The following is a 19,834-nucleotide window of genomic DNA, read 5'->3' on the forward strand; positions in this document are numbered from 1 at the left end:
GCTGGCCCTGAATGATTGGATAGCGCGATGCGGCAGCAAGGAGGAGGCGCTGCGAATGGCGCATGAGCGTTCAGGCATCACCATGGCCGCGCTGGCGGCTGAATTGGGGTTGACGGCTGGGCGGGTAAGCATGCGTGCCAAGGGTCAAGTCTTTAATCGTTAATTCCAGAGCCATTGCCGAGGGCCACGCCATTGCGAGTTGCCGAGGGTCAAGTCTTTAATCGTTAATTCCAGTCATTGGGGCCATTGCCGGCCATTGGGCCATTGCCCCATTGCCGAGGGCCCATTGCCGAGGGTCAAGTCTTTAATCGTTAATTTGGTCATTGGTCATTGCCGAGGGAAGTCTTTAATCGTTAATCTATCTTCTCCTGCGTTCTCTCTCACCTGTCACTGGAGACGATTCCATGAGCCGACCATTGCGCATCGAGTTCGCCGGAGCGACGTATCACCTCACCTCGCGCGGCGACCGCCGCGAGTTGATCTTTGAAGTCGATGCTGATGCCGTACGCTTTTTGAGCGTTGTGGCGCAAGGGCTGGAACGTTACGACGCCAGTTTGTTGGCCTATTGCTTGATGAGAAATCATTACCACCTGGTAGTGACCACGCGGCGCGAGGCCAGTCTTTCTTTGCTGATGCGCCATATCAACGGCATCTACACGCAAGCTTTCAACCGGCACCACGGTTTGGTCGGGCATTTGTTCCAGGGACGGTTCAAAGCCATCTTGGTGGACACGGATTCCTACCTCATGGAGCTATGCCGGTATGTGGAGTTGAATCCCGTTCGCGCCGCAATGGTGGCTTCTCCGGCAGATTGGCCGTGGTCGAGCTATCGCGCACATGTCGGGCTGGAACAGGCTCCGGCCTGGTTGGATATGAACGAGCTGCACGGCTATATATTGGGTCGTGCCGTGCGCCACGCCAGCGATCATGCCAAGGCTGCCAAGGCCTATGCAGCGTTGGTGGCCAGCGCGCCAGATCAGCGGTTATGGGACGACGCTTTGAAGCAGCAAATCTATCTGGGTGAGCAGAACTTCATTGACCGAGTGCAGTTGGAGATCGAGGGCAAACTGGCTACCCACGCTGAGGTACCGAGGGCACAACGTAGCAAGCCGCTGGCCCTGAATGATTGGATAGCGCGATGCGGCAGCAAGGAGGAGGCGCTGCGAATGGCGCATGAGCGTTCAGGCATCACCATGGCCGCGCTGGCGGCTGAATTGGGGTTGACGGCTGGGCGGGTAAGTCAGTTGATCAAGAAGGCTAGAACCCTCGCAACTGGATGATGAAGGACTGCGTTCCACTTACCGCCGATTGGTGTTTCCTGGGTTACAAATTAACGATTAAAGACTTGACCCTCGGCACTCAACTTGACCCTCGGCACTCGGCATTCCGCTCTCGGCACTTGCCTGACCCTCGGCACTTGCCTAACGATTAAAGACTTGACCCTCGGCACTGGTGGACCCTCGGCACTTGCCCGATTAAAGACTTGACCCTCGGCACTTGCGCTTGACCCTCGGCACTTGCGGACCCTCGGCACTTGCCCGACCTCAGCCCATAAACCCCAAATCCCGCTTGCCCGCATCAAAGTTCTTCAAATTCGGAAAGATGTCGGCCAAGTTGCCATCGCTCACGCCCATCCACCGCCCCAGCGTCGCGCCCAGCTGCTCGACCGAAGTCTCGGGTAGAAGCACACCATTGCCGAGCTGATTGGCGCTGCTGTCGAAATCATTGTTCTTGGCGTTCTTCACGCCGACGACCGGGAACTTGCCGTAGAACTCACGGCCCTTGACCGCCCCGCCCATCACGAAATGGTGGCTGCCCCAACCGTGGTCGGTGCCGTCACCATTGCTGGTGAAGCTGCGGCCAAAGTCGCTGGCGGTGAAGGTGGTGACGTTGTTGCGCAGGCCCATGGCGCCCAGCGTGTTGTCAAAATAGCTGAGCGCCTGCGACAGCTTGGCCATCAAGTCGGCTTGGGCGCGGTTCTGGCCGTCATGGGTGTCAAAGCCGCCCAGGCTGACGAAGAACACCTGCCGCCCGGCGCCTAAGGCGCTGCGTGCGCCCATCGTGCGTGCCACCACTTGCAGCTGCTGAGCTAATGAGTTATTCGACTTGGCGCCGGTCAGCGGGTTGTCGTATTGCAAGAGCGGATCGGCCGCACCATTGGCCAGGCCGGGCGTGCCGTAGGGCGCCGCATTTGCCGCCGGCAAGGCCGTACCGATCAGCGCCTCGGCCGCCAGGGAGCGGCTGACCACCGCCGCATGGTCGCGGCCAATCATGTCGTTGCCGCGGCCTCCGCGCATGACGGTCTTCATGCGCTCCAGCGCCGTGGTGGAGCCGAACAAGCTGCTGTCGCTGCCGCCGATACGGATCGCGCCGCGCGTGCTGATTTGGTACTGCAGCGCCTGCTGGCCGCTCAAAAAAACCGCGTTACCACCGGCCGAGATGGCGCTGAAGATAGGCTGGCTGTTGCCGGCCATCAAGAGGTCAGCGAAGCGCCCGCCCCAGCCCACCGTGGCGCCCTCGGGCGTCAGCGCCTGCCAGGTCGACTGCTGGTCGTTGTGCGAGTACAGGCCGGCCGGGCGCGCAAAGCTGGCTATCTTCAGATCGGCCTTGGCGGTGGGCCGCACCAGCGGGCCGATATTGGGCAAGACGGCCAAGCGACCGGCGGCAAACAGGTCGCGTACACCAACCATGCTGGGGTGCAGGGCGAAGCTGCGGCTCTGCGACGTGATGGGGTTGATGGCGAGCACACCGCCCAGCCGCTCGGGCGAGCCGGCCGCGGCGCCCATTTGCGGCGCGCTGCCGGGGGCCAGCAGGGCGATCGATTCGGGTGCCTGATTGCGCACCTGGCTGTAGGCGTTCCAAGACTCGGCATCGGTCGGCAAGACCATATTGAAGGCGTCGTTGCCGCCAAACAAGAAGACGCAGACCAGCGCCTTGTAGTCGCCCGCGGTTTGCGCACTGGCGTTGCCGAAGGCGGCCAGATTCATCGCCATCGGCGCGGCAGCACCCAAGCCGGCGAAGCGGGCGGCCTGGGCCAGAAAGGCGCGGCGGGAGGCAGGGGAGTTGAAGTTAGCGCTCATCACCATCTCACTTTTGGACTAAATATTCAGGCGACACCAGCGCCAGATAGACGCCCAGCTTGGCGCGGTTCAGCGACTGGTCGTCGACGCTCTTCTTGTTGCTGGCGTCGGCCTTCAGCGCGTCAAGCTTGACCGATTCGACCGCCGCCACCAGCTCGGCCTTGAGCGCCGCATTGCTGCGGCTCCCAAGCAATTGCTTGCTGACCTGCTCGACCAACTCGGTCGGCTTGGCCGCCAGCGCGACCAGCGCGGTCAGCTCAAACTGCACGTCATTGCGGGCGGCCTTCCAGTCCAGCCCGCGTTGGCCGAAACCGCCGGCAACGCCGCCCTTGATGTAGTTTGCATAGCCGGCAACCGAAGTTTCCTGCACCAATTGAAGCTCGGGCATGGTCAGCTTGGCGGCGCCGCTTTCGCTGCCGGGCGCGACAAAGCCGGGGCGGTAGAAGTTGAACACCGAGGGCGAGCGCAGCGGCGACTGGCCGAGCTGGCTGCCGGGGTCATCGGTGCTGCCGATCAGCCAGGCGCCGGAGTCGCTGCTGGCGCCGAGTGCGCGCAGGGCTGCAGTTAGGCGCAGCACCGGCTCCTGCAGCTTGCCGAAGCTGGCCTGCGCCGCCACCGTGGCATCACGCGCCTCGGTGTCGAGCAAAATGGCCTTGACCATGGCCTTCATATCACCGCTGCCGAAGGCCTTAGAGACGCGCCCCACATAGGCGGAACTGGGGTTGCTGGTGACCAGGCGCTGAATCATCTGGCGGCCGATGAAGGGGCCAACATTGGCGTGCGTGGCCAGCGCGTCCAAGCCCACCTTGAGGCTGGCGGCCGGGTCGGCCTTGGTCTGGGCGGCCACCACCTTGCCCAAGAATCGCTTCTCGCTGAGCGAGTGAAACTGGCTATAGCCCTGCATGGGCTTGAGGCCGCGGTCGGCCTCGCAATAGTCGGGGCACCAGCCCCAGAAGCGGCCGTCCGCGGTGTCGGGGCCGTCCCAGCTGAAGCCGGTGAAGACCTTGGCCATGCCGGCAATGTCCTCGCCGGTGTAGCTGGGCTTGGGGGCGCCGGCGTCGAGCTTAGGGCTGCCGTCGGCGTTCAGCTCGATCAAGCCGATCGAGAACAGCTGCATCACCTCGCGCGCAAAGTTTTCATCCGGCACCCGGCCGGTCTTGGCGTCTTCCTTCTGGTTCTTCAGATGCGACAGGTACAAGCCCATTGCGGGATGGCGCGTGACCTGCTCCAGCAACTCGCGGTAATTGCCGAAGGCGTTGGCGGACAAGGTGTCCAGATAAGACGCCACGCCGCGCGGCTGGTTGCCCACATTGTCTTGCGCCATCGACACCACCATGATTTGCGACAAGGCGTAGGCAACGCGCTGGCGCAGCTGGTCGTCGCCGGTGATGGCCACCTTGTAGAAGGAGTCCAGCACCTCGCGGCTGCCGGCCGAGTCACTGGCCTTGAGCGCCCGGGCGGCTGCGTCCGAGGCGTCCCAGTTGAGCCGGTGCGCGCTGGCGGGCTTGGCGAACTGTTCCTCCAGCCAGGGCTCGTAACCTTTATCCATGACGGCAGCGATGCTGGCCTCGGTGGGGCCGAAGCTGGCCTGCATCAGAAAGCGCATCGCCTCCTCGCGGCTGCTGGGCTTGGCGACGACTGGCGTTGGCGTGGGCGTGGGAGCGGGCGATGGGCTGGCCGGCGTGGCCGGCGGGCTCGGTGCATCGGCCGAGCCGCCGCCACCGCCGCAGGCGCTCATCAGCGCGGCTGCCGCCAGCGCCAGCGCGCCCAGCAAGGCCGGCCGCCGGCCTTGCTGAGCGCGCTGGCGAGGGACTTCAGAAAACAAACACAAGTGCCGCATACATCGACCTCCAAAAAGCCGGCGCAAGCGGAAGGGCTGCGCATGGCTGTGGACTGTAGGGAGCGGATGCAAGGCCAGGGCGGCGCCAAACGAAAGAGATGTAAGCGCCTGTTGCCAGTTGAGCCGTGCCGGCGACAAGGCCGACCAAGGCGTGAAAAAATACCGGAGCCGCGTTCGAGAAATTTGGAATGTCGACCCAGCGCTGCTGAACTCGCCTTCATTGGCTTCATCCCCTGCATCCCCTCCATCCAGGCTCAAATTGCTTGGGTACACAAGCGGTCCAAAGACTTTGGCAACGGCTTGGAAGAACTTTTTAGCCAGGATGGAGGGGATGGAGGGGATGGCCCCCCGAACCCGGGCAACACGAGCGCCCGAGGTTTGAGTGTGGCCACGCTCAAACCGCCGTGGGGCCGGCGGGCGCAGGCACGCCGCGGCCCAGCGCGCCGAGCGCGCCGCCGTCGCTCGTGCGCACATGCAACTGCGGCAGCGGCACGGTGATATTGGCCTCGGCAAAGGCGTCGCGGATGCGCATTGCAAAGGCGCTGCGCACCGCCACCCAGTCAGCCTGCTGCGTCGTCCAGGCCCGCACATTGAAGGTCAAGGCGCCCGGCGTCAGCCCGGTCAACAGGGCCGAGGGCGGCGGGAAGGAGGCAACGCCGTCGAGGTCTTGCGCAATACCGATCAGCATCGCAATGGTCTGCTGCGGGCTGACCTCGTAGCCGGTGCTGACGTCGATATTGATGCGCCGGCTATTGCCCGTCAGCGTCCAGTTGACCAGCTTGTCGGCCAGGATCATGCCGTTGGGCATCACCACATCGGCGCCGTCGAAGGTGGTCAAGGTGGTGGCGCGCAAACCGATGTCGCGCACGGTGGCGGTAAGGCCGGCCACGTCCACCACATCGCCGGGCCGGATCGGCCGCTCAAACATCAGAATCAAACCGGCGACGAAGTTGCGCACCACGTCTTGCAGGCCCAAGCCAATGCCGATGCCCAAGGCCCCGAACACGATCGCCAACTCGCCGACCTTGAAGCCGGCCGCCGCCAACGCCGTCAGCAGGCCGAACATCAGCACGCAGTAATAGCTGATGGTGGCCACGCTTTGGCCCACGCCGAGCGGCAATTTGAGCGCCGGCAGCACGTCATCGGCGAGCAGCCGGCGCACGCCGCGAGCAATCCAGAACGAGGCCCAGGTGGCCACCACAAAAGCCGCCACACTGCCCAGGCTCAGCGTCAGCCCGCCCAGGGGCACTTCGAAGCTGAGTGTCGCCATCACCAGCTCGGCCAGCGGCCGGTAGATGCGGAAGTCCTGCAAGGCATAGATCACCCACCCCGCCAGCAGCAAGAGGCGGCCCAGGCGCACCGCCATGGGCAGCAGCGTGACCACATGGCGCTGGGTCAGCCGAGCCACCTTGGGCCGGGCCAGCACCACTTGCATCAGCGCCGCCAACACCGTCGCGCCGGCATAGATCGCCAACGCCGCATAACTGCTATCCAGCACGGCGCCTGTGAGCATGGTGGTGAGCGAAATATTGCCCAGTACATTCGACATGGCCGAGGCCAGCAACACCGCGCAGGCCAGCAGCAGCAAGGCCGCCGGCAGCCATTTCGGCATCCGGCTCCGGCCCTCGGCGGCAGCGGCCGGCGCGGGACTGAACGCCACCGGCTCGTCGTCTGCCTCGGCGGTCTCAGCGGTCTCAGCGACTGCAGGCTCGCGCAGCGCCCGCCAACCCAGCAGCCCGAGCGTGATCAGCATCAACACATTCAGCGCCAGCAAGCCAAGCCGGTAGACCAGCAGGCTGCCGACAAACAAGGAGGCCACCACGTTCAAGAAATAGAACAGCGCGCTCAAATAGGCCCAGGGCCCCACTTGCGGCGGGATGCGCCGCTGCAGCAAGGCAAGCACCGGCACCCAGGCCAGCAGCATCACCATCTGCTGGCGCATGATCGGGCCCTGCAGGTCGTACACCATGGCGCCCAGCGCCACCAGCACCAACCAAGCGGCCAGCGGCCTTGAGAGCGCCTGCATTGCCAGCGCGCTGGCCTGGCCGCTGGAGACCATTTGCTGAGCGCGCCGCTGCAGCCAAAACATCGCCGGCAACAGCGCCAGCGCCAGCAACACCAAGACCGGCAGCAGCTTGGCGCTGCTGGCGTCGTGGTCACGGGCAAAGCCGCGCTCGATCTCCAGGCTGCTGCGCAGACCCACGCTGACCGGCTCGGTCGCTTCATCGCTGGCGGCGGCCTGCCACAGCGGCGGCGCGTCCATCACCAGCAAGCGCCGGTCCAGATCATCGATGCGGGTCAACACGGCATTGCCCATGTGCTGCACATGCGCGGCCAGGGCGCTGGCGGTGCGGCCACGCTCCAACAGCTTGGTCAGCGGGCCGGCCAGGTCGGCCTCGCCCTGCTGCGCCAGCGCAATCAGCTCATCCACACGCTGCACCAGCGCCGGCGCCGAGTCGGCCGCGGTCAGCCGGGTCGCTTGCCAGGTGTTGCGGCGGGCGGCCAGGTCGGCGGCGTCCTCCGAGCGCATCTGCATCACACGGGTCAGTTCGGCCCGGGTGCGGGCAATCTCCCGCTCATGTAATTGCCAATGCCGACGCAAGCTTTCAAGCCGGCGCACCGACAGCAAGGCCAGCGCATTGCTGCTGGACTGTTCGGTCAGGCGCTTGATGGACTCGGCCCGCTCGGCCAGCGCCTCCTCCAGGCGGCGCCCCGCGTCGGTGCTTTGGGCGCGCCGCACGACGGTGCCGATCAGTTGTTCATCGGCGTCGGCGCGGGCCGGAATATCGGCCGGCGCGATCACCTCAGCGCGGCTCTCGGCGGCCGGCGTATTGCCGGTCGACAGGGCCTGTGCCCAGCTCGGCGCCGCTGTACCCAGGGCTAACAGGCCCAACAACAGGCCCAACAAGGCAAGCAGCACACCGGCGCGCCGCAGCCGCTTTCCACACTCAGCACTTGGTTCGATCTTGATCATGCAAAGCCCAATTCGCCAACCCGGCGCAGCTGCATTGTGCCGGCAGCCGCGCCGCTGAATCGCGCTGTGGCTAGGTAGTTAGGTGCGCGCAACAGCCGGCCGCCGGCGCAGCATGGCGATGCCGGCCGGCAAGGCCAGCCAAAAGCCCGAGACCGGCATCAACACCACGCCCAACACGCTGAGCAACAGCACGCCCCACCCGAGCCGCCGCAAGGTCAGCCCATCGCCGCTGCGCTCCAAAGGCGTGATGGCCAGGGCCAGCAGGGCCAGCAGCGCGCCGAACAACACAAACCAGACCGTGGCCGCCGCCATGGGGTCTTGGCCGACGGCGTCGAACAGACCGCGCTGCACCAGGCTCAAAATCGGTTGGTGCAGCGCGAGCAAGGCGAACAAGGTGTGCAGCGCCGCCACGGCCATCAGCCAATGGCCGATCCAAATGCGCGTTGTCGGGGCTGTGAGGGCTGTGGTTTGCATCGCTGTCCTTGGCAAGTTCGCCTGAGTCAGGCATGGGAAAAAATCGGGCCGGGGCCGCCGCTCAGCTGCGAAGCCATTCATTGGCAGCACCCAAAATTCTTTCAATGGGTTCTTTAAATGGGGTCAGGTTCATTTATTGGGCCGAAATTAAATGAACCTGACCCCAATTTTTTCCCGGGTCGGCGGCGAACCGGTGGCCCAGGCTTTGCCTATGTTTTTCGATCAACCAAGGCTTGTTCAAAGCGCGCGGCGGTGGGGCCAATCAGCGGACGGTAAAGCCGGCGCAACAGCCAGTTCGGCAACCACCGTCCACGCTCCTCCAGCGCCACCCTGGCGCGGGGGTGGTCCATGAAACGAAAGCCGCTTGGGCGGTAGTTGGCTCTGCTGCTGAGGAACTCGATACGCGCCAAATGCTTCACGCTTTTGTAGCCGTAATGGGCCGGCGCCAGCAAACGCAGCGGTGCGCCATGGGCGACGCCCAAAGCTTGACCATTCAAGCGGTCGGCCAACAGCACGTCGTCGGCCAGCAGATCCTCCAGCGCCGAGCACCCACGCGCGCCATCTTGGCCGCGCAGGATCACAAAAACTGCCGTGTCCGCCGGGCCCGCCAACGGCACGACCAGTTGCTGGTAGAAGTCGCGAAAGCGTACGCCACTCCATTGCAGACCCTTGTGCGTCCAGGTCGTGACGCAATGAAAATCGGCAATCAACTCCAGTTGAGGCAATTGCCGCAGTTGGTTCATGCCGATCTCGATCGGCGTCCTGACCTCCCCGCCAATTTGCAGTCTGAGAGTGTCGATTTGAGCTGGAAAACGGGTCGCAAATTGAGTCAAGCCGAAGCGGGGGAACGCGTCAATTTCGCGCTGGCCGGGGGGGAGGTAAGCGTCAGGGTTGGGCATGGCGTCGGGTTTCAATAGATTAAATCGCTTGCCAGCTTTCTGGCGGACCGTCGGCGCGCTGGAATGGACCAGCCGCCGCCGAGTGCGGTGATGCGTGCGTTGTTGTAGGGTGGGAGCGAGCCAAGCCGGCAACAGCGTCAGCAACAATTAGTCAGTTACTTGGGGGTGGCCGCGGAGACTTCAGCAGGGGTATCAAACGGGATTCGATCTGCTCGCAAGCCCGCTCGATACCCGGGCCTTGGGCGGCGAGGCGCTCGGCGGCCTGCCGACAATTGGCACGTACAGAGGGGTCGACCATCAGCCGCTGCAAGGCGGCCGCCACCGCCGGCGCCGTGTATTGCTTGGGCGCAAGCTCAATGGCCACGCCGGCGCGGACGGCGCGCTGGGCGTTGTCAAACTGGTCATAGGCAAGCGGACAGATCAGCTGCGGCACGCCGGCTCGCAGCGCTTGGGCTGTGCTGCCGATGCCGCCGTGGTGAACAAAGGCGGCCAGGTGGGGCAGCAAGGCGCCGAAGGGCGCGTAATCGACCTGGATCATGTCGGCCGGTAGCTCGCCAACTTGCCCGGGAAAGTGCGAGAGCAAGATGCCGCGCACGCCCGCCAGGCGGCATGCGTCGACGGAAGCCTTGAAGAAAGCCTGGTTGCCGACCGAGGCGGTACCGGGCGAAAAAGCCACCGGCGCAGAGCCCGCTGTCAAAAATTCTTGCAAGGCCGGCGGCACGACCACATGTTCGCCATGGTCGTAAAGCGGGAAGCCGGTCAAGGCCAAGCCGGCGGGCCAGTCACGTTGAGGCTCGGCGAACCAGTCCGGGAACAGCGCCAGCAAAAGATCGGCTTGATGAATCCAGGCACGGAAAATTTCCCGCAGCGGGGCGAGTCCTAACTCGGCACGCCAGCGGTTCAAGGGGGCGGCAAAGTGCGGCGCGTAGAAGAATCGGTCCAACGACCACCAGGCCAAGCGCTTCAACAAGGCCGGGCTGCTGGCCTTGATCCAGCGTGCCGCCAGCCGCGCCGGCGCGACGTCGGACTGGAATACCGACGGCGCCAGATGCACGGTGACGCAGGGCACGCCGTCGGTTTCGCGCAGCAAGCGCGCGGCAAACAGCAACGAGTTACCGATGCTGATCGTCCGCCCTGGTCGTAGCTCGGCCTTCATGGCTTGGTAGTAGACCGGGCCAAGATTGGCCAGCTCCTGCGCGACCAGCTCAAAGGCTAGTTTCGAGTCGGCGGCGGCTGTTGCACGGAACAGCGCTTGGTAGTCCTGCTGAGTGCCGATGGCCACGAAGCGCAAGCCCGCTTGCTCGACCATGGACTGGAAATGTGGGTTGGCAAACAGCAGCACTTCTCGGCCGCGCGCCGCCAGCGCTTGCCCGAGCGCCACAAAGGGCAATACATCGCCGTGGCTGCCAGCGGTGGCGATCAACACCCGCACCGGGGCGGCATCCCTGCGCTCATGACAGCCACTCAACAGGTTTGCGACTTCTGTCGGTGTGCTCATGGAGTGGACGTTACGTTTGAGCCTATCCATGGGTTGCGGGTGCGCACGCGCGCGCGCAGCGCCTTGAGCATCTGCAGCAACCCGAGGTAAGCACGATCAAAAAAGGGCAACTCGGGTGCCAGCGAATGCAGATATCGAACCGCCTGTTGTTGTAGCGCCGGTTCGGGCCGGGGCAAGTCCGGGAGCAGGCCGAAGTCATAGTCCGCCGCGCCGAAGGGCGCCGTCTGCCAAGCCTGTGTCGCGGCCAGCGCCGGCATCAACTGTTCACGGAATTCAGCTGAGCTCAAGCTCGGCGCGATCAATCCGAGGGCCAGATAGGCTTGCTGCACGCGCGTCAAATCAATCGGCCGACAAAGCAAGGCCGACCATGCGAGGCCGATCCCATCGCAGAACGCGGCACTGAATTGTTTGGTGCAACCAAAATCCAACAGGCCCAGCCGGCCGTCGGCCATGAACAAATAGTTACCCGGATGAGGGTCGGCCTGCAGTCGTCGCAACACGAACAGGCTGTACACAAAAGTATCGAACAAGACTTGCCCGAAATGGTCCCGCTGGGTCTGGCTGGGTTGGCTCGCTAACCATTCATTCAGATGCAACCCGGCCAGACGCTGCATCGCCAGCACCCGTTTGCTGCTCAACAGAGGGAAGGTCTGCGGTACGACCAGATCGGGCCGCGCGGCATAGGCTTGCCGGAACCAGCGCAGCTGCTCGGCCTCTTGGCTGTAGTCCAGCTCCTCGGCCAGCTTGAGTTCAATATCGGCCAGCACGCGCTCGATGATGGCCGCCTTGGGCAGGCTGGCCGAGCCGCGCCCCAGCGTCTGCAATAGCGTGCGCAACATCGCCATATCGCTGCCGATGGAGGCGGCCATACCCGGGTATTGCAGCTTCACCGCGAGCGCCTCGCCACTGGCCAGCGTCGCGCCATGCACCTGGCCCAAGCTGGCGGCCGCAAAGGCGCTGGGCTCGAACTGGGCGAACAGCTCGTCCGGCCCGCGCCCGAACTCCTGACGCAGCAGTTTGATCACCAGCGCCCGGTTCAGCGGCGTGACCTGGTAATGGGCGCGGGCCAGCTGCGCCCGCATCGCCTCAGGGAAAAAGCCCAGCTCCATGCTGAGCAGCTGCGCCGCCTTCAGCGCCGTGCCCTTGAGTTGGTTCATGGCGCCGAACAGGATGCGGCCGAGCTTGACTTCATGCGCCAACCGCGCCTGCTCGCCCAGCTCGGCCGAGCGCGTGAGGCCCGCCGCCTTGTGGCCCAGCTGCGCAGCGCCGGCCCGCGCCACCGCCATGCCGGCGATCGCGCCGCGCGCCAGCCGGCCGGTGCGGGGCGCGTCAGACATGGCCGGCCTGCCTCGATACCTGCTTCAGCATCAAGGGCACGATCAGCCCATGCACCGGGCCGACCACGCTCATATAAACGCGGCCCAGCCGGTTGTGGATATGCACGACGGTGCTGAGCTGCAACTCGTCCGCACCCAGCCTGAACAGCGACAGCTGCACATGCAGATGCTTGTCGCGGTCCTCCAGAATCACCTCGCGCTCATCCGCATATTGCAGCGTGAAGATGCCGACCCGCTCGCCCACCTTGTAGGCCGCGGCCGGCTTGGCCGGATCGCGCAGCGCCATGCCGCCCAGGTTCTTCAGCCCGACATGGCCCACCACCCGGTTGCGCATGTCCATCATCAATTTCATCCAGCCCGGCGTGCGCGCGAACAGGGCCAGAAACTGCGCCAGCGCGCAGGCCTCGGGCCGGGCGCTGGCGAAGCGGTAGCTGTCGGCGAAGTCGGCACCGGGTAGCGCCAGCACAATGCGGCTGGCTGCGGGCAGCGCGGTTTTCAAGACCTGCCCAGCCTTCATTTGCCGACCCCGCCCAACCCCATGCGCGCCAGCTTGAGCAGGTCAAGCAAGCCGTGGCCATCGCGCAGCAGCCGACTGAGCTGGCTGCGCAACATGAAGCCGCCCAACTCCAGCGCCTTGTTGATGACGCCGCTGTGCAGGGTCAGCACCAGCAGGCCCAGGCTCAGATCAACCATCTGGGTGGTGTTGGCGAACTCCTCGGAGTCATCGCGCAGCCAATAGGCAGTGATGGCATACACACCGTCGGCCAGCAGCGCCGCCAGGCTGGGCTTGAAGCCGCAGGGGGCGATCTCGCCCTTGCTTTCGGCCTGCGCCAACAGCTCGGCAAAGGCTTGGCTGAGCAGGGTCTTGCCGGGCAAGTCGTCGCCCATCAGCAGCAAGGGCGCGCCCGCCACCAGCTTGTGAGCGAGTGCCACAAATTCGCGGTCGGCCAAAAACCGCTCCAGCAAGGCATCGATCAACAACTGCATGTGCTCCTGCAGCGTGAAGCTGGCCAGGCCCGGCGTCTTGGCGATGTCCGCCAAGGCATCCGCCGCCGCCTGCTGAAAATAGGCCAGCACCAACTTCTCCTTGCTGGGGAAGTACTTGTAAATCGTCGCGTCGCCCAGTTCGGCGGCGCGCGCGATCTGCTTCATCGTCGTGCCCTCGAAGCCCTGGGCCGTCATCAGGTCCACCGCCGTCTGTATGACGAGCCGCCGGTTCTTCTCGGTTTGTGATTTGGAGATGCGCATAATGATCAAGCTACTGTTTGATCGATTGTTTTCTATTGTTTATGAATAGTCAATATCTTTTAAAGCCTTGACGGCGAAGCCAAGCACAGCGCGCCGCGGTGCGCACTGCGGGCTAATGCCGATGCCAAACGGCGACAACGGGCGTTTTGCAGGCCCGGGCTTCACTACACTGCTGCCGGTTGACGTTAATTAGTCGCGGGGCCTAGCAATCCGGCCGTCGTGTGGGTCATCAAGTCGGTCGCAATGATGTCGATAGCAAAGCCAATGAGCAGAGTCACCCCGCCAAGCAGCCAAGCGGCACGGTCATCCGTGGGCAGCCGCGTGGCCGGCAGCTTGCTGGCGCTGGTAATGGCGCTGGTAATGGCGCTGGCACTGGCACTTGGCACACTTGGCATGGCCGGCTTGAGCGCATGCAAGCCTGAGCCCCGAGCGCCCCTGACGAACGCGCAGCCGGCACCAGATCAGACGGTCACGGCCGTCCTGGAGCGAATTGCGCGCGATGGCAACCTTCAGCAGGCCAAGCACGAGCGCGAATTGCTGGCGCTGCAGCCCAAGCTGGCTGCGGGCAGCGAGGAGCTGCTCGAGCTGCTGTGGCTGCGTGGCGGGCTGAGCCTGAGGTCACATCAGCAAGATGTGCTCGAAGCCATGCTCAAGGCCATGGCCGACTGGCCCGCAGGGGCCCACAAGAACAATGCAAAGTTGGCGCGCCAGCTGCTGCTGGCCCGACGCTTTTATGCCCAGGGGCAACTCGCACCCGCCAAGAAGGAGCTGAGCGGCTTGCCGGCACATACGCTCGCCAACACCAGCCCCATCATGTTGCTGCGCGCGCATTCGCTGATGAGTGGCCTGCTGGCCGAGTCCGGCGACTTGGATGGCGCCTTGAGTCATGTCAACATCGCTCTGCAGCTGGCCGACAAAGTTCAGAAGTCCTGGCGCCGCGCCGACCTCTTGACGGCATTGGCCGACCTCTATGTGCAGGCCCAACAGCTCGATCGCGCAGAACAGACGATCAGCGAAGCGTTGCTGGAGGCCGAGCGTGACCCTGACCCCTCGCTGATGAACTCGATTCAGACCATGCAGGGCATCATCTACGCCGAGCAAGGCAAGCAAGCACTGGCACGGGCAGCCAAACTGGCCGCCGTGGCAAGCGCAAGGTTGAGCGGTGCCGACGATATGCTGGCGCTGGCTTTGTCCAACTTGGCGGACCTCAGCCTCAAGCAAGGCGATTACGCAACGGCGTTGCGGCTGTCCGAAGAGTCCTTGCCCTTGGCGCAGTCGGCCAAGGATATGCCCACCGAGTCGCTCGCCCGCGCCAACAGTGGCCTCGCCAAGATCGGCCTCAAACGGGTGGCCGAGGGCAAGCGCGATGTGCTGGCATCGATAGACTTTGATGAAAAGCGCAGCGCCAAGAGTTCGGCGGCGGGCAGCTGGCAGGAGCTGGGCATTTATCTGGAAGGGGCCGCTGATTTGGACGGCGCCGCCCATGCCTATCACCAGTACCGCACGCTGATTGACCAAGTCTTGCGCGCCGACACCCGCAAGGCCGTGCTGGAAACGCAGGCTCGTTACGACGACGAACGCCGCGCCAAAGAAGTCGAGTTGCTCAACCGCGATATGAGCTTGAAGGCCGAGCAGCTGCGCGAGCGCGATCTGCGGCTGCGGCTGTGGGCCGCCTTGGGCGGCTGCGTGCTGCTGTCCAGCGTGCTGCTGGGCCTGGCCTACCAGCGCATTCGCAAAACCAATCTGGCCCTGGCCAGCAGCAATGCCGCGCTGCGCGTGCAGGGCGAGCGTGACCCACTGACCGGGCTGTCGAACCGGCGGCATTTCCAGGCCGCCATCAAGCGCCTGGCCGACCAGGGCAAGCTCAGCGGCAGCGTGTTCCTGATCGACATCGACCACTTCAAGCGCATCAACGACGGCTACGGCCACGCCGCCGGTGACAGCGTGCTGGTCGAAATCGCCCAGCGCCTGCGCGCCGCACTCAGAGAAGAGGACCTGGTGGTGCGCTGGGGCGGCGAGGAGTTTTTGATCGTGGTCGACACCCGCGACGCCGACTATGCCGGCGCCTTGGCGCAACGCCTGCTTGAGGGCATAGGCGGGCAGGCCGTCAGCCATGGCGCGCAGCTGATTCCAATCACCGCCTCGATCGGCTTTGCCAGTTTCCCGATGGCACCGCTCGGCTTGGCGCTGAGCTGGGAGCGGGCGATCGATTTGGTTGACACCGTGATGTACATGGCCAAGGCCCACGGCCGCAACAAGGCCTACGGCATCGAAGCCATAGCGGCCGCCGATGAAGCCGGCCTGCTGGGCCTGGCTGCGCGCATGGAGGCGGCTTGGCATGAGGGCAGCATCAAGCTGCTGGCCTTGCAGGGCCCCGACCAAGCAGCGCTGGCGGCGGCCCCGCCATGAGGGCCGCCCTGCTGAAAGCCCTGCGCCTGCTGGTCGTCAGCCTGAGCCTGTGCGCCGCCGCGGCGGCGGCGGCCGGCGCGCCCGCTGATGTACCCGTTGACCCGGCCTTGGCTGCGCAACTCGCCCGTCTGCGCAACTCGCCCGTCTGCAGCGCATTGCGCATGACAAGCCCGCGCTGGCGCTGCAGATCCTGCAGCAGCTGCGCCTGGATCCGGCCCATGCCGGCAGCGGCCAGCAGCAGCAATTGCTGCTGGCCGAGGGGCGCATTCACGTCCTGGCCGGCCATGCCGACGAGGTCAAGCGGGTTGCGCTGGTGTTGGCACAAGACCCACTGCAGCAGGCCCGGCTGAATCTCTTGCTGGCCGAAGAAGCCGACCGCGAGGGCCGCAGCCTGCAGGCGGCCGAGTTTGCCGAGAAGGCGCTGGCCGGCTTTGCGCCCGATTGCCCGCGCGCGCCCGCCGGCGCAGCGCTGGCACAGAATTGCGAATTCCGCAGCGCCTGGGCGGCCTTGCGGGTGTTGACGCGCAAGCAGCAAAACGAGGGGGTCTTGAGCCAGGCCGAGGCCTCGGCTCGCCACGGCCTTGAACTCGCCGAGGCCGGCCGCGACGACTATCTGCGCGCCATCAGCATCGGCAACTTGGCGGTGCTCAGCCATTTGGCCGGCCAAACGCAAGAGGCGCAACGTGGCTTGAAGCTGGCCCAGCAAATTTCCCAGGGCGACCTGCTGGCGATGGCGCAGATGAAGAGCTACGAGGCCACGCTGGCCTGGCGGGACGGCCGCCTGGACGATCAACTGCTTGCGCTGGAGGAGGGTTTGGCCCTGGCCAGCAAGGCCGACGCGCCGCATATGGCCGCGCAGATGCAGATCGGGCTGGCGGACGCCTATATGCAAATGCGGCGGCCCCGCCAAGCCATTGCCGCCGTCGAGCAGGCCCTGCCCGTGTTGCAGCAGCTGGGCCATCAGCGGGCGCTGCGCACGGCCCGTCACAACCTCGTACTGGCCTTGATTCAAGCGCGCCAGTTTGAGCGCGCCCGCCGCGAACGCGCGCTGTTGGCCGAGATGCGGCGGGACTGGAGCGACCGCGCCATCCTGATCGAAGAACTGCGTGAAGAAGGCGAAGCCTGGGGCGCGGCGGGCCAGGCCAAGGAAGCCTTGACACTTTTTCATGCCGAGCGGCGCCTGAATGCCGAGCTGGTGGCGCTGAACCGGGAGGCGTCGCTGACGCAGCTGAAGGTCAAATACGACAGCGACCGCAAGCAGGCCGATCTGGATCTGCTGACGCGCGACAAAAGCCTGGTGGAGCGGCAACTCGCTAACCGCCAGCTTGCGCAGCAGGTCGGCTTGGCGCTGGCGGCCCTGCTGCTGCTGGCGATGGGCCTGGCGGTGGTGATGGTCAAGCGCGTGCGCGATTCCAACAAGCGGCTGAAGGCCAATGAGGCCCTGCTGCGGGCGCAAAGCGAGCGCGACCCGCTGACCGACCTGGCCAACCGCCGCCACTTCCTCGGCGTGATGGCGCAGCAGCCGCAAGCCCATTTCAATGGCTCGCTGCTGATGATTGATATCGACCATTTCAAACATGTCAATGACCAGCACGGCCACGGCGTCGGCGACGTAGTGATTTGCGAAGTGGCGCGCCGGCTCAGCCACGCGGTGCGCGCCGAGGATTTGGTGGTGCGCTGGGGCGGCGAGGAGTTTCTGGTGTTTGCACCCGATGTCAGCCTGGAGCACCTGGCGCACCTTGCCGAGCGCATCTTGCAAGGCGTGGGGGCGGTGCCGGTCAACACCGAAAACGGCCCGCTGCGGGTGACCGTGTCGATCGGTTTTGCACATTTCCCGCTGCCGCCGTCCAGGCTTGATCTGGCCTGGGAGCAAGCGGTCAACTGGGCCGATATGGCGCTCTACACCGCCAAGGCAGGCGGCCGCAACCGTGCCATGGGTATCGCCACGGTGGACGCGCGCGACAGCGACGCCCTGCTGCAGATCGAGGCCGACTTCGACGCCGCCTGCTCGTCCGAGCGCGTCAGCCTGCTGCAGGTCTTGGGCCCAGCTGCCTGAGGCCCACCGCGATGAAGTTTTTCCCGTTTCATTACGGTCGCGAACTGGCGCAGGCGGACCTGCTCGCCGCCTTGGTGGTCGCGGTGCTGCTGATCCCGCAATGCCTGGCCTATGCGATGTTGGCGGGCCTGCCGCCGCAGATTGGCCTCTATGCCAGCTTGCTACCGCTGCTGGCCTATGCCGCTTTAGGCTCCAGCCCGGTGCTGGGCGTCGGCCCGGTGGCGGTGCTGGCACTGATGATTGCGCAGGCACTGGGCGCTTTGCCGGCCGGCGTCAGCGCCAGTGACGGCGCCCTGGTGCTGGCGGCCGAGGTCGGCTTGATCCTGGCCCTGGCGGCGGCCTTGCGGCTGGATGCGCTGGCCTCACTGCTGTCGGTGCCGGTGCTGCATGGTTTCGAGACCGGCGCCACGCTGGCGATTGCGATGAGCCAGCTGCCGGTCTTGCTGGGCAGCACGGCCAAGGGCTTCGACTTGCCGACGCTGCTGGGCAGCCTGCTGCACGGCGCCCGCCCCTGGCAGGGTGCGACCGCGCTGTTTGGCTGCTTGAGCGTGGCCCTGTTATTGGCCGGGCGGCGGCGTTTAAGCCCGCTGCTGGGTCGGCTGGCGCCGCTGCTGCTGTTGTTGGGCGCGATGGCGCTGGCCTGGTGGACGCAGGCGCAGACCCATGGCGTGGACTTGTTGGGCGAGCTGCCGGCGCTTGCCTTGCCGCTCGGAGCCCCGCCGCTGAGCGCCGCGCTCTGGGTCGCCCTGCTGCCCAACGCCCTGCTGTTGGCCTTGATGGCCTATGTTTCCAGCCTGGTGGTGGCCGAGTCGCTGGGGCGGCGCCGGGTTGGCCTGGGCGATGCGCGCGTGGACCCAGCCGCCGAGCTGCGCGGCTTGGCCGGCGCCAATCTGGTGGCGGCCTTCAGCGGCGGCATGCCGGTGGCGGGCAGTTTTTCGCGCAGCGTGCTCACGCATGAAGCCGGCGGGCGCACGCGCATGACCGGCGTCTACATTGCCGCGCTGATGGGCTTGGCCCTCTTGTTGCTGGCCGAACCACTGGCCTGGTTGCCCAAGACGGTCTTGGCCGCCACCATTTTGGTGGCCGTGCTGTCGGGCCTGCGGCTGCAGCCCTTTGTGGAGGCTTGGGCTTATGCGCGCAGCGAGGCCGTGCTGATGCTGGCGGTGACGCTGATCGTGCTGTGCTGGAGCGTGGCGGCCGGCTTAGGGCTGGGCGTGCTGGGCTCGATCGCGCTGCTGCTCAAGCGCAGTGCGCGGCCGCATGTGGCCTTGCTCGGGCGGGTGCCCGGCACCGAGCATTACCGCAATGTTGAGCGGTATGCGGTCGAGTGCCGGTCTGATGTGATGGGGCTGCGCATTGACGAGAGCCTGCTGTTCACCAATGCGCGCAGCCTGGCCGATGTGGTGCAGGTGCATCTGCGCAAGTTCCCTGATGTGCGGCGGGTGGTGATCATGATGTCGCCGGTCAACAGCATAGATTTCAGCGGCCTGGAGGCCTTGCGTGAGCTGCACGCGAGCCTCAAACGCCAAGGCGTGCGGCTTGATCTGTCCGAGGTCAAGGGCCCGGTGCTGGACCTGCTGAAGGCCAGCGACTGGACGCGCTGGTTTGATGGGCAGCTGTTTTTGAGCCATCACCAGGGGATGTCGGTGCAAGACTGGGTCAGTCCCTGAGCAGATCAGCGCTGCCGCTCGCCCGCGCTGTGCTTGGCGACATGATCTCTTTGATCTCTTTGATCTCTTTGATCCCCTCCATCCTGGCTAAAAATTTTCGCTTGGCCTTTCAAGTCGCCGCACATTGAGATGTGGGCCTTGCCAAAGTGTCCAGACTGACTGCTGGCGCGAGCAAAAAGAAAATTGAGCCAGGATGGAGGGGATGTAGCAAAGCCGAGGGTCATAGCAAAGCCGAGGGTCACCAAAGCCGAGGGTCTCAACAAAGCCGAGGGTCGAGTCTTTAATAGTTAGTAGATTAACGATTAAATAATTGACCCAAATCCGCGCCGACCCACAGCCGCGCCCCTGC

The 19,834-nt window shown here is 65.0% G+C and carries 13 protein-coding genes; 4 read left to right on the plus strand and 9 right to left on the minus strand.

Annotation, left to right across the window (positions count from 1 at the left end):
- Positions 1–416 precede the first annotated feature (416 nt).
- Complete coding sequence (locus RMO57_RS04660; protein WP_310384683.1) at positions 417–1,280, plus strand: transposase; 864 nt, start codon at positions 417–419, stop codon at positions 1,278–1,280.
- A gap of 264 nt (positions 1,281–1,544) precedes the next feature.
- Here the strand turns inward: RMO57_RS04660 and RMO57_RS04665 are convergent, their stop codons facing one another.
- The 9 genes from RMO57_RS04665 to RMO57_RS04705 form a co-directional block, all read right to left on the minus strand.
- Positions 1,545–3,080: a DUF1501 domain-containing protein gene (locus RMO57_RS04665; protein ID WP_310384685.1), complete on the minus strand. Its 1,536-nt coding sequence runs from the start codon at positions 3,078–3,080 to the stop codon at positions 1,545–1,547.
- A gap of 7 nt (positions 3,081–3,087) precedes the next feature.
- The gene (locus RMO57_RS04670) at positions 3,088–4,905 is read right to left on the minus strand and encodes a DUF1800 domain-containing protein (protein ID WP_310384687.1); all 1,818 of its coding nucleotides are present in this window, start codon (positions 4,903–4,905) and stop codon (positions 3,088–3,090) included.
- 409 nt (positions 4,906–5,314) lie between these two features.
- Positions 5,315–7,894, minus strand: coding sequence for a mechanosensitive ion channel family protein (locus RMO57_RS04675; RefSeq protein ID WP_310384688.1), 2,580 nt, complete (start codon positions 7,892–7,894; stop codon positions 5,315–5,317).
- Between the two features lie 78 nt (positions 7,895–7,972).
- Complete coding sequence (locus tag RMO57_RS04680; protein ID WP_310384690.1) at positions 7,973–8,368, minus strand: DUF6463 family protein; 396 nt, start codon at positions 8,366–8,368, stop codon at positions 7,973–7,975.
- A gap of 209 nt (positions 8,369–8,577) precedes the next feature.
- Positions 8,578–9,267, minus strand: coding sequence for a molybdopterin-dependent oxidoreductase (locus RMO57_RS04685; RefSeq protein WP_310384692.1), 690 nt, complete (start codon positions 9,265–9,267; stop codon positions 8,578–8,580).
- Between the two features lie 151 nt (positions 9,268–9,418).
- Complete coding sequence (locus RMO57_RS04690) at positions 9,419–10,765, minus strand: glycosyltransferase (RefSeq protein ID WP_310384694.1); 1,347 nt, start codon at positions 10,763–10,765, stop codon at positions 9,419–9,421.
- On the minus strand, positions 10,762–12,102 hold the full coding sequence (locus tag RMO57_RS04695) for an AarF/ABC1/UbiB kinase family protein (RefSeq protein ID WP_310384697.1): 1,341 nt from the start codon (positions 12,100–12,102) through the stop codon (positions 10,762–10,764). Before RMO57_RS04695 ends, RMO57_RS04690 begins: the two co-directional genes overlap by 4 nt.
- On the minus strand, positions 12,095–12,601 hold the full coding sequence (locus RMO57_RS04700) for a DUF2867 domain-containing protein (RefSeq protein WP_310384699.1): 507 nt from the start codon (positions 12,599–12,601) through the stop codon (positions 12,095–12,097). Before RMO57_RS04700 ends, RMO57_RS04695 begins: the two co-directional genes overlap by 8 nt.
- A gap of 14 nt (positions 12,602–12,615) precedes the next feature.
- Positions 12,616–13,350, minus strand: coding sequence for a TetR/AcrR family transcriptional regulator (locus RMO57_RS04705; RefSeq protein ID WP_310384702.1), 735 nt, complete (start codon positions 13,348–13,350; stop codon positions 12,616–12,618).
- Positions 13,351–13,614: 264 nt separating this feature from the next.
- Between RMO57_RS04705 and RMO57_RS04710 the strand changes: the two genes are divergently transcribed.
- The 3 genes from RMO57_RS04710 (at position 13,615) to RMO57_RS04720 (ending at position 19,485) form a co-directional block, all read left to right on the plus strand.
- The gene (locus RMO57_RS04710) at positions 13,615–15,759 is read left to right on the plus strand and encodes a GGDEF domain-containing protein (protein WP_310384703.1); all 2,145 of its coding nucleotides are present in this window, start codon (positions 13,615–13,617) and stop codon (positions 15,757–15,759) included.
- A gap of 244 nt (positions 15,760–16,003) precedes the next feature.
- Complete coding sequence (locus tag RMO57_RS04715; RefSeq protein ID WP_310384704.1) at positions 16,004–17,815, plus strand: GGDEF domain-containing protein; 1,812 nt, start codon at positions 16,004–16,006, stop codon at positions 17,813–17,815.
- Between the two features lie 11 nt (positions 17,816–17,826).
- Positions 17,827–19,485 carry a SulP family inorganic anion transporter gene (locus tag RMO57_RS04720; protein ID WP_310384706.1) on the plus strand — a complete coding sequence of 553 codons (1,659 nt, stop codon included), beginning with the start codon at positions 17,827–17,829 and terminating at the stop codon, positions 19,483–19,485.
- The last annotated feature ends 349 nt before the right edge of the window (positions 19,486–19,834 follow it).

Origin of the sequence: Roseateles sp. (assembly GCF_031397715.1) — a bacterium.
Lineage (GTDB): Bacteria > Pseudomonadota > Gammaproteobacteria > Burkholderiales > Burkholderiaceae_C > Paucibacter_A.